Genomic DNA, 11,122 nt, shown 5'->3' with positions numbered 1-11,122 from the left:
GGCCCTCTCCTGGGGGGGGGGCGCCGCCGCGCCCCCTCTTCGCCGCGGGGGGCCCCCCCCCCCCCCCCCCCAGGATCAGTCATGGCGTGGAGCAATCTTCAGCCGGCCTTGCCCTGTGCATCCAGATAGCGCTCGGCATCCAGTGCGGCCATGCAGCCGAAGCCGGCGGAGGTGATGGCCTGCCGATAGTGCTGGTCGGCCACGTCGCCCGCAGCGAACACGCCTTCCACCGAGGTCTGGGTGGCGTTGCCGCCCAGGCCCGAGCGGATTTCCAGGTAGCCGTTGTTCATCGCCAGCTGGCCATCGAACAGGGTGGTGTTCGGGTGATGACCGATGGCCACGAAGAAGCCGTGCGCGTCGATGTCGCGGGTGCTGCCGTCCAGGGTGGACTTCACGCGCACACCGGTCACGCCGGCATCGTTGCCCAGCACTTCCTCGACCTGGTGGTGCCAGACGGTTTCGATCTTGCCGGCCGCGACCTTGGCGAACAGCTTGTCCTGCATGATCTTTTCCGCCTTGAGGGTGTCGCGGCGGTGGACCAGGTAGACCTTGCGGGCGATGTTGGACAGGTACAGGGCCTCTTCCACCGCAGTGTTGCCACCGCCGACCACGACCACGTCCTGGTCACGGTAGAAGAACCCGTCGCAGGTGGCGCAGGCGGACACGCCGCGGCCCTTGAAGGCCTCTTCGGTCGGGATGCCCAGGTACTTGGCGGTGGCGCCGGTGGCGATGATCAGGGCGTCACAGGTGTATTCGTGACTGTCGCCGATCAGCCGGAACGGGCGCTGGGACAGGTCGGCGGTGTGGATGTGGTCGAAGATGACCTCGGTCTCGAAGCGCTCGGCGTGAGCCTGCATGCGCGCCATCAGGTCCGGGCCCATCAGGCCATGGGCGTCACCCGGCCAGTTGTCGACCTCGGTCGTGGTCATCAGCTGACCGCCCTGCTGCAGGCCGGTGATGACGACCGGCTTCAGGTTGGCGCGGGCGGCGTAGACCGCAGCGGTCCAGCCGGCCGGGCCGGAACCGAGGATGACAAGCCGTTGGTGGCGGGAGGGCAGGCTGGTGCTCATGTAAACTCGCGAAAAGGTAAGTGGGACAAGGCGCTGGCGATGTTTGCGCAGCATCCATGGCAGGTCATAGAGTGGCGGCTGGGGCAGGGCGATTCAAGCCGATGAACAGAACGCCGTCGCCCATCGACGGTTTCCGGCCCCGGAGGGCGCCTCGCAGCGTCGCATAACTGAAAACTGACGCCGTCTCATTTATTATCAATCACTAACAGCGCATTCCAAAGGTATGGTCTAAGGTGGCGAAGCAGGTCCCCGAACGCTCCAAGTCCGACGACAGCAAGGCGTCACGTCGCACGGCCGCGGCGGCGGCGACGACCGACAACCCCCGCCGCCAGCGCCTCTGGCGCGACCTGGGCCTGATCGCGATCGCGCCGGCCCTGCTGTACCTGGCGGCAAGTCTGCTCACCTACTCGGCGTCGGACCCCGGCTGGTCGCATACCGGCAGCGTGGTCGCGCCGGTGCACAACATGGGCGGCCGCGCCGGTGCCTGGATCGCCGACGTGCTGCTGCAGTTGTTCGGCTACATCGCGTTCCTGCTGCCGGTGGTGCTCGGCGCGCTGGCCTGGATCGCCATGTTCGGCCTCAAGCGGGAAAGCAAGGGCGAGAACGACCTCGATCCGGCCCTGCGCCTGGTCGGTCTGGTCGGCTTCCTGATCGCCGGTACCGGCTTCCTGCATGTGCGCCTGTTCAATGGTGATGTGTCCAGTGCGGGCGGCATCCTTGGCAAGCTGGTGGGCAACTCGCTCACCGTCGGGTTCGGAGCGCTGGGCGCGAACCTGTTCGTGCTGGTGCTGCTGCTGGCCTCGATCACCCTGGCCACCGGCCTGTCGTGGTTCACGGTGATGGAGAAGATCGGCCGTGGGGTGATGTCGCTGGCGCCGCTGCTGGAGCGCAAGAAGGAACAGGCGACGGAGTGGAAGCAGACCCGTGCCCTGCGCGAGGAGCGCCAGGAAGTCCGCAAGGCGGACGCCGAGGTGCGCGCCAAGCGCGAGCCGGTGAAGATCGAACCGCGCCCGGAACCGGTGATCGAGAAGAGCGACCGGGCCAAGCGTGACAACCAGATACCGATGTTCCGCGGCGTCAACGGCGATGGTTCGGACCTGCCGCCGCTGGCCCTGCTCGATGATCCCAAGCCACAGCCCAAGGGCTACGACGAGGAGACGCTGGAGACCCTGTCGCGGCAGATCGAGTTCAAACTGAAGGATTTCCGCATCGATGCGCAGGTGGTCGGCGCCTATCCGGGCCCGGTCATCACCCGCTTCGAGATCGAGCCGGCGCCGGGCATCAAGGTCAGCCAGATCAGCTCGCTGGACAAGGACATCGCCCGCGGCCTGTCGGTCAAGTCGGTGCGCGTGGTCGATGTGATTCCCGGCAAGTCGGTGATCGGCCTGGAGATTCCCAACGTCACCCGCGAGATGATCTTCCTGTCCGAGCTGCTGCGCTCGAAGGAGTACGACAAGGCCTCCAGCGTGCTGACCCTGGCGCTGGGCAAGGACATCGCCGGCCGCCCGACCGTGGCCGACCTGGCGCGCATGCCACACCTGCTGGTGGCCGGTACCACCGGCTCGGGCAAGTCCGTGGCCGTCAATGCGATGGTGCTGAGCCTGCTGTACAAGGGCTCGCCGAAAGATCTGCGGATGCTGATGATCGACCCGAAGATGCTCGAACTGAGCGTCTACCAGGGCATCCCGCATCTGCTCGCGCCTGTGGTCACCGACATGAAGGAGGCCGCCAACGGCCTGCGCTGGTGCGTGGCGGAGATGGAGCGCCGCTACAAGCTGATGAGCGCGGTGGGCGTGCGCAACCTGGCCGGCTTCAACAAGAAGGTGAAGGACGCCGAGGACGCCGGCCAGCCGCTGATGGACCCGTTGTTCAAGCCGAACCCGGAGCTGGGCGAGGCGCCGCGCCCGCTGGAGACGCTGCCGTTCATCGTCATCTTCATCGACGAATTCGCCGACATGATGATGATCGTCGGCAAGAAGGTCGAAGAACTGATCGCACGTCTGGCACAGAAGGCACGTGCAGCCGGCATCCACCTGATCCTGGCCACCCAGCGTCCGTCGGTGGATGTGATCACCGGCCTGATCAAGGCCAACATTCCCACCCGCATCGCGTTTCAGGTGAGCTCGAAGATCGACTCGCGCACCATTCTCGACCAGTCCGGCGCGGAGACGCTGCTGGGTCACGGCGACATGCTGTACCTGCCTCCGGGCACCGCCATGCCCGAGCGTGTGCACGGCGCGTTCGTCTCCGACGATGAAGTGCATCGCGTGGTCGAGCATCTCAAGGCGATGGGTCCGGCCGATTACATCGAGGGCGTGCTGGACGAGGTTCAGACCCTGGGGGACGGCGTGGTGGTGGGTGCCACCGGCCTGCCGGAAACCAGTGCCGGCGGCGACGAGTCGGATCCGCTGTATGACGAGGCGCTGAGGGTGGTCACGGAGACCCGCCGCGCGTCGATTTCTGGCGTGCAGCGCCGGCTGAAGATTGGCTACAACCGTGCGGCGCGACTGATCGAGGCCATGGAAGCGGCCGGCGTTGTCAGTGCGCCCGAGCACAATGGCGACCGGACGGTGCTGGCACCGCCGCCGCCGAAGTAAGGCCCGACGTACCCCCACGACGTCCAAGGATCCGACGAATGCTTCATCCCGTACCACGCGCGCTGGCGCTGGCGCTGGCTGGCCTGATGGCCGCCAGCCCGGCCCTGGCGGAGACCGCCACCCCCGCGCCCGCTACGGCGCCGCCTTCCACCAGCGGCGATACCGAAGCCAGCAACAACTTCAGCATCGTCCGCTATCGCGCCGACTACCAGGTGCGGCCCGACGCAGGCAATGTGCAGACCGAGACCTACGAGGTCCTGCTCAAGACCAAGGCCTCGGTCGAGCAGTTCAGCCAGGTGCGGCTGAGCTACAGCGAGAAGATGGAGACGCTGGAGGTGCTCGACGCCTACACCATCACCGCCGATGGCCAGCGCCGTGACGTTCCGGCAGATCGCATCTACACCCAGGAAAGCTATTCCAGCGCCTCGGCAGCGATGTACGCCGACCGCAAGGTGCGGGTGATCGTGTTCCCGAACCTGGCGCCGGGCACGCGCCTGTATTACCAGGTGCGCCGCACCCAGGCCACGCCGTACTTCCCGGGCTACTTCGGCCTGTGGGAGACCTTCAATGTGTTCACCGAATACGAGGATGCCGAGGTGACGCTGAGCGCACCGGCCAACCTGCCGATGTTCGTCGACAGCCGCGGCGTGCAGGGCAGCGATCGCCCGGTGGTGAGGAACGGCCAGGCGCAGTGGCGCTGGCGCTACCAGCGCCGCGAGGCGATGCAGGCGCAGAACTGGTCGGCCGCCGGCTGGGAGTTCGGCCCGAACATCATGGCCAGCACCTATCGTGACTGGGCGCAGATGGGCCGGGCGTACCAGCTCAAGGCCGGTCCCGCCGCGCAGGTCACGGCGGAGATCCAGGCGCTGGCCGACCAGGTCACCGCAGGCATCGGCGACCGTCGCTCGCAGGCCGATGCGCTGTACCGCTGGGTCGCTCAGAACATCCGCTACGTCGCGGTGTACCTGGGCAATGGCGGGCTGGAGCCCAACAGCGCGCAGAGCATCCTCGACAACCACTATGGGGACTGCAAGGACCATGTGACCCTGCTGGAAGCCCTGCTGGCCGCCAAAGGAATTGCCAGTTCGCCGGTGCTGATCGGCGCCGGTGGCGGGCCGACGCTGCCGAAGATTCCGGTGCTGGGGCGCTTCAACCACGCCATCACCTACATTCCCGAGTTCGATCTGTACCTGGATTCGACCACCGCCTGGGCGCGCTTCGGCCAGTTGCCCGAGGGCGACCTGGGCGCGCCGGTGATGCGCACGGCCGACGCGAGCCTGGCACGCACGCCGGCCAATGGTCCGCAGCGCAACGCAACCTCGATGGAGGTGCGCTTCACGTTCGATGCCAACGGCAATCTGCGTGGCGAGACGATTCCGCAGCTGGGCGAGAATGCCGAGATCGGCATGCGCGCACAGTTCGCCCAGCTCAACGCGCAGAATCGGGCGCGTGCCGAGGAGTCGATCATGGCGGCGTCCGGTTTTGATGGCCGCGGCCAGCTGCAGCTGCAGGGCGTCCCGGTCGATCTGACCCGGCCGTTCGGCTACCGCATGGCCTTCCAGGCGGAAGACTACGTGGACTTCAGCGTGGCCGGGGGCATGGCGGTGCCGGATCCGCCAGGCGGCGAGTCGGTGCGCGGGCTGTACGCTACCGCGTCTGCACCGGCCAACGAGACGCCGTTCTACTGCAACGCGAGCCTGCGTGAAGAAACCTATCGCCTGCAGTTCCCGGCCAACGCGCCGATCATCGCCGTTCCGGCCAGCCAGCGTTTTGCCAATGCCGCGGGCGAGTACCGGGTGGAGTGGAGCCGGCAGGGCCAGGAGGTGATCGTCCACCACCGCCTGCAGCAGAATGCCGTGCGTGGACCGGAGGCACTGTGCCAGCCCCAGGACTACACCGCGTTCCGCGCGCTGTATCGCGAAGTGCGCCGCGGCTTCCGCGGACAGGTTCTGTATGGAAGGCTGCCTGCGTCGGCCAACTGAATCCCCGGTGGACGTGCGGGGCGGCATAATGTCGCCCTGATCGCCCATTCATCTTTGCCCGGGCACACTGACATCCACCTTTCCTTGCGCCCGCGCCCACAGGATTCCCGCATGAACGTCCGCCTCCGCCGTATTCTTGCCGCCAGCACTCTCGCCATGGCCTGCGCCGCCGCGGGCAGCGCGTGGGCGGGTGCCCGCGATGACCTGAAGAACTTCACCAGCGGCCTGAAGGGCCTGGATGGCCAGTTCAGCCAGCAGGTGTTCGACAGCCGCGGCAAGGTCAAGGAGTCGACCAGCGGCCGCGTGGCCCTGTCGGCCCCGCGCCTGTTCCGCTGGGAGTACGTGCGGCCGCATGAACAGCTGATCGTGGCCGACGGCAAGAAGGTCTGGATGTACGAGCCGGACCTGGAGCAGGCCACCGTGCGCGAGCAGGGCAAGGAAGAGCAGAACAGCCCCTTGACCGCGCTGATCAACCCGACGCTGCTGGAGCAGCAGTACGACCTCAGCGAGGAGGCGGCACAACGGGATGGCCTGCAGTGGCTGTCGCTGTCGCCGAAGCGCGATACCGAGGCCAGCTTCCAGTACGCTGCACTAGGCTTCAACGCCCAGGGGCTGGCGAGGATGGAGATCACCGACGCGGTCGGCCAGCGCACCGTGATCAATTTCAGCGGCTGGAAGCGCAACCCGACGTTCGCGGCCTCGACCTTCCGCTTCAGCCCGCCGGCCGGCACCGACGTCATCGGCAACTGATGCGTGACGCCGGTCATGGCCCGGCGCTACCGATGTGCGCATTTCGCCGATCCGCCGGGCATGGCCCGGCGCGACCGACGGGGGGCGCGGTACAATGAGCGGGTGCCAAGACAACGCTCCACTTCCTTCCCCGGCCCCGATCTGCTGAGTGTCGATCGGGAGCACCTGCGCCCGCTCGCCGAGCGCATGCGTCCGCAGACGCTCGATGAAATGGTCGGGCAGAAGCGCCTGCTCGCTCCGGACAGCGCACTGCGCCGGGCGGTCGAGTCGGGTCGGGTGCATTCGATGATCCTGTGGGGCCCGCCGGGCTGTGGCAAGACCACGTTGTCGCTGCTGCTGGCCGAGTATTCCGATGCCGAGTTCCGCGCCATCTCCGCCGTGCTGTCCGGCCTGCCGGAGGTGCGCCAGGTCCTGGCAGAAGCGGCGCAGCGTTTCGCCGAAGGCCGGCGTACCGTGCTGTTCGTCGATGAGGTGCATCGCTTCAACAAGGCGCAGCAGGACGCGTTCCTGCCGCATATCGAGCGCGGCACCATCCTGTTCGTGGGTGCCACGACCGAGAACCCGTCCTTCGAGTTGAACTCGGCGCTGCTGTCACGCTGCCGTGTGCACGTGCTGGAGGCGGTCTCGCCCACCGACATCGTCGAGGCACTGCAGCGGGCGCTGGGCGATCGCGAGCGCGGCCTGGGCCAGGAGTCCATCGAGGTTGCGCCCGAGCTGCTGCTGGAGATCGCCACCGCTGCCGATGGCGACGTGCGCCGCGCATTGACCCTGCTGGAAATCGCTGCCGAACTGGCGGGGGGCGAGGGCGGGCACATCACCCCGCAGACGCTCACCCAGGTGCTGGCCGACCGTACCCGCCGTTTCGACAAGGGCGGCGAGCAGTTCTACGACCAGATCTCGGCGTTGCACAAGTCGGTGCGCAGTTCCAATCCCGATGCGGCGCTGTACTGGCTGACCCGCATGCTCGACGGCGGCTGTGATCCGTCGTACCTGGCGCGCCGGCTGACCCGCATGGCGATCGAGGACATCGGCCTGGCCGATCCGCGAGCACAGAGCATGGCGCTGGAAGCGTGGGACATCTACGAACGGCTGGGCAGCCCCGAAGGCGAGCTCGCGTTCGCCCAGTTGGTGCTGTACCTGGCCAGCACCGCCAAGTCGAATGCAGGCTACGCGGCGTTCAACCAGGCCAAGGCCGACGTGCGCCAGAGCGGTACCGAAGAGGTGCCGCTGCACCTGCGCAACGCGCCGACCAAGCTGATGAAGGAACTGGGCTACGGTGCCGAGTACCAGTATGACCACGATGCGGAAGGCGGGATCGCGCTGGATCAGACCGGCTTCCCCGATGCGATGGGCGAGCGCGTGTACTACAACCCGGTGCCGCGCGGACTGGAGATCAAGCTGAAGGAAAAGCTCGACCGGTTGCGCGCCGAGCGCGAGGCGGCGCGGGCGGCGAAGCGGCGTTGATCGCCGTTACGCAACCAATCCGATTGTCGGGTCCACGCTGATTCGAGAGAATCCCCGGTTCACTTCTCAAGGATGACGTTCATGCAGGACATGACTCTGGCGTTGAAGCGGTACGCCCAGTTCGAGGGTCGGGCCAATCGCCGCGAATACTGGATGTTCCAGCTGTTCCTGTTTCTGGTGGCCACGGCGGTGTCGCTGCTGGCCGGCGTGCTGGCGATCATCATGCGCTCCAGTCCGGACGCACTGAGCGCCATCCTGATCGGCATGATGGCGCTGCTGGGCCTGATGTGGCTGGCGACGATCGTGCCGCTGATCGCCGTCACCGTGCGCCGTCTGCATGACTGCAACCAGTCCGGCTGGCTCTATCTTCTCGCATTGGTGCCGATGGGCGGCCTGGTGATCCTGGTGTTCGCTCTGCTGCCGGGCACGCCGCAGGAAAACCCGTACGGCCCCGTGCCTGCGGGCCCTTGACGCGGCACCCGCCGGGCAGCGCCCGGTCCTGGGAATCGGCCCTCCCGCCTTGGCGGGAACGAGATGATGCGTCCCATGACGCCGCGTTATCGCGCGCGTGATACACAGTGTGACGTTTGATCGTTGTGATAATCATTCGCGTTTAAGGTAGACTGCGGTCCCTTGTGAAACAGCGGCCCAGGCCGCTGACGTCGCCCGCCGATGAAGCATTTCGTCCTGCCTCCGCACCGTGGTCCGCTGGCCCGCGGCCTTGCCGTCCTGATGATGGGTCTGCTCCTGGCTACCCCGTATGCGTACGCGCAGCAGCGCAATCCGCTGCAGAAGATCGGCCACACCGTGCTGGATGAGCCGGCCGCCAGCTATCGCTTCGAGCATTTCGTGATCGACAGTGCCGACACGCAGCGCCGCTGGCGGGTGAATCTGGCGATTCCGGTCCGCGCCTCCAGTGCACCTTCGCCGGTGCTGTACGCGCTGGACGGCAATGCGGTGGCGATGGTGCTCGACCAGCCGCTGCTGGCTGAACTTGCAGCACTCAAGGCGCCTCCGGTGCTGGTGCTGATCGGCTACGACAATGATCTGCGCATCGACTCGAAGGCGCGGACCCGTGACTACACGGCATGGATCGACCGCGCCGACGATGAGAGCGGCGCAACCCAGGCGGTCGGCGGGGGCGCTGCGGCGTTCCTTGATGTGATCGAACGCCGCATCAAGCCCGAGGTGGAGCGTCGCGCGCGCGTCGACACCGGGCAGCAGGCGCTGTGGGGGCACTCGCTCGGTGGCCTGTTCGTGCTCAACGCGCTGTACACCCGGCCGGCCGCGTTCCAGGCCTATCTCGCCGCCAGTCCCTCACTGTGGTGGGCGCAGGGCGCGGCGCTGGGCGATCCCGAACAGCAGTTCGTGCAGAACGTCCATGGGCAGCCGGCCAGGGTCTGGTTGATGCTGGGAGGCGCTGAGCGCGTCGGCGACCGCGGCAAGCGTGACCTGAACAACCCGCGGGTGGTCGCGCACCTGCGCCGCATCGGCGGCGCCACGCCTGACGCGGCGATGCAGTTGTCCGAGCGGCTGCGCCGGGTGCCGGGGCTGAGCGTGCAGTACCGCGAGTTTCCTGGCCTGGGCCATGGCCCGATGCTGCCGGCGTCCTTCCACGCGGCGCTGCATGAGCTGTACGGGGTGACCGATCGCAGTGCAGGCGATGGCGCCAGTGCAACGGATGGGCCGTCCAGCGAATGAATCCCTTCGCGCGGCGTGCCGTGCGACCCCACTACCCAGGCGAGGCTGCCCGCGTGCAGCGGCCCAGGCAACCGATGAATCCCGCGCCACGCGGCGCGGCCTACGTGTGCAAGGAGCCTGTCATGTCGTTCCGTTCCTCCCTTCGTCCTTCGCTTCGCTTCACCACTCTGGCCACCGGCCTGCTGCTGGCCGTCGCGGCCACCGCGCAGCCGGTATTCGATCAACCGGCCAACGCCACGTTCAAGGGCCAGGTGGTCTCGCGCGGCGACAATGTGGTGCCGGGCAGCACCGCCGATGTGGTCGGTCGCGGCTTCGTGCCGGGCCAGAAGGTCAGCCTGCTGCGCGGCGACAGCGTGTTGAACGCCCAGCCGGTGGTGGTTGATGCCGATGGCAACTTCAAGACCCAGCTGGCCATTCCCGCCGATGCCGTGCCGGGCACCCATCCGGTCGTGGTGCGGGCGAGCCAGCCGGCCGCCGCGACGGTGCTGAAGCTGCGCGTCTCGCCGCAGCTGCCGCTGTCGGGCCAGGCGCAGTTCACCACCCAGTCCAACAAGCTGGTGCCGGGCCTGTACCAGTCCGCCTACAGCGCCGCCAGCAATGCGCTGTTCGTGACCTCCGCGGTCGGCCGGCCGCCGGTGACCCAGTCGCAGCTGCTGAAGATCGACCCGGCGTCGCTGAAGGTCAGCAAGGCGATCACTCCGGCGCAGGTGCCGGGCAGTACCAACGGCGCGGTCTATGCGGTGTACGGCGTGGGCGTGGATGATGCCAACGGCAACGTGTGGGTGACCAATACCCGTCAGAACAGCGTGGCCGTCTATCGTCAGAAAGATCTGTCGCTGGTGCACCAGTTCCCGGTCGATGCGGTGCCGCATGCGCGCGACGTGGTGATCGATGGTACCCGCGGCAAGGTGTTTGCCTCGGCCACCGGTGAGGATCACCTGTCGGTATTCGATGCGAAGACGTTCAAGGAGCTCCCCGCGGTGACGCTTGAGTCGGGCGTGGATGACGGCAAGTTCACGCCGATGAGCCTGGTGCTGGACGAGAAGGGCGGCAAGCTGTTCACCGTCAGCATCGGCACGCCGGAGGCGGCGGTGATCGACGTGGCCAGCGGTGAGGTCGAGAAGGTGATCGATCTGGGCAACTCGATCAGCGCGTCGGGCGTGGCGTTCGACGCGGCGCGCAACCGGTTGTACGTGGCGTCGCAGGGCACCGACAACCTGCTGATCGTCGACGTCGCAGCCGGCAAGGTGCTGCACGATGTGCCGGTGGGCGCGGGTGCGCTGAACGTCGCCTTCGATGATGCATCCGGCCTGGCCTATGTCAGCAACCGTGGCGCCGGCACCGTGACCGTGGTCGACCGCGAGGGCAAGGTGGTCGCCAACCTCGACGGCGGCACTTTGCCGAACCACGTCCGTGCCGATGGCAAGGGCAACGTGTTCGCGGTGAACAAGTCGCGCGGCGCTGAAGACCCGAGGGGTGACCGCATCACCCGCATCACCCCGAAGCAGTAAGTCAGACGGCAGGGCGGCGCGCGCGTCGCCCTGCCAGCAAGGAGAAC

Annotated in this window: 8 protein-coding genes; 7 read left to right on the top strand and 1 reads right to left on the bottom strand. The window is 67.2% G+C overall.

Translation table 11 applies throughout. The annotated features are described in order from the left end of the window. Positions 1-98: 98 nt before the first annotated feature. Positions 99-1,070 carry a thioredoxin-disulfide reductase gene (gene trxB, locus ACVOMM_RS07150; protein WP_053517948.1) on the bottom strand — a complete coding sequence of 324 codons (972 nt, stop codon included), beginning with the start codon at positions 1,068-1,070 and terminating at the stop codon, positions 99-101. 233 nt (positions 1,071-1,303) lie between these two features. On the opposite strand from trxB, the gene ACVOMM_RS07145 reads away from it, so the two are divergent. The 7 genes from ACVOMM_RS07145 to ACVOMM_RS07115 all read left to right on the top strand — a co-directional run bounded on the left by ACVOMM_RS07145 (position 1,304) and on the right by ACVOMM_RS07115 (position 11,075). Continuing rightward, positions 1,304-3,667: a DNA translocase FtsK gene (locus tag ACVOMM_RS07145; RefSeq protein ID WP_283219318.1), complete on the top strand. Its 2,364-nt coding sequence runs from the start codon at positions 1,304-1,306 to the stop codon at positions 3,665-3,667. A gap of 38 nt (positions 3,668-3,705) precedes the next feature. After that, positions 3,706-5,649 (top strand): DUF3857 domain-containing protein, encoded by a 1,944-nt coding sequence (locus ACVOMM_RS07140; RefSeq protein ID WP_481526061.1) that lies wholly within the window; start codon positions 3,706-3,708, stop codon positions 5,647-5,649. A 111-nt stretch (positions 5,650-5,760) separates the two neighbouring features. Then, the gene (gene lolA / locus ACVOMM_RS07135) at positions 5,761-6,399 is read left to right on the top strand and encodes an outer membrane lipoprotein periplasmic chaperone LolA (protein ID WP_481526060.1); all 639 of its coding nucleotides are present in this window, start codon (positions 5,761-5,763) and stop codon (positions 6,397-6,399) included. 186 nt (positions 6,400-6,585) lie between these two features. Continuing rightward, entirely contained in the window at positions 6,586-7,863 is a 1,278-nt protein-coding gene (locus ACVOMM_RS07130) for a replication-associated recombination protein A (RefSeq protein ID WP_227255445.1), read from the top strand. A gap of 81 nt (positions 7,864-7,944) precedes the next feature. Beyond that, positions 7,945-8,334 (top strand): DUF805 domain-containing protein, encoded by a 390-nt coding sequence (locus ACVOMM_RS07125; RefSeq protein WP_197571038.1) that lies wholly within the window; start codon positions 7,945-7,947, stop codon positions 8,332-8,334. A gap of 201 nt (positions 8,335-8,535) precedes the next feature. Then, positions 8,536-9,564, top strand: coding sequence for an alpha/beta hydrolase (locus ACVOMM_RS07120; RefSeq protein WP_065182201.1), 1,029 nt, complete (start codon positions 8,536-8,538; stop codon positions 9,562-9,564). A 122-nt stretch (positions 9,565-9,686) separates the two neighbouring features. Beyond that, the gene (locus ACVOMM_RS07115) at positions 9,687-11,075 is read left to right on the top strand and encodes a YncE family protein (RefSeq protein ID WP_279941535.1); all 1,389 of its coding nucleotides are present in this window, start codon (positions 9,687-9,689) and stop codon (positions 11,073-11,075) included. Positions 11,076-11,122 lie beyond the last annotated feature (47 nt).

It is taken from the genome of Stenotrophomonas sp. STEN009 (assembly GCF_056760395.1).
Note: the sequence above shows the minus strand (reverse complement) of the source record. Positions and strands in the feature narration are given on the sequence as shown.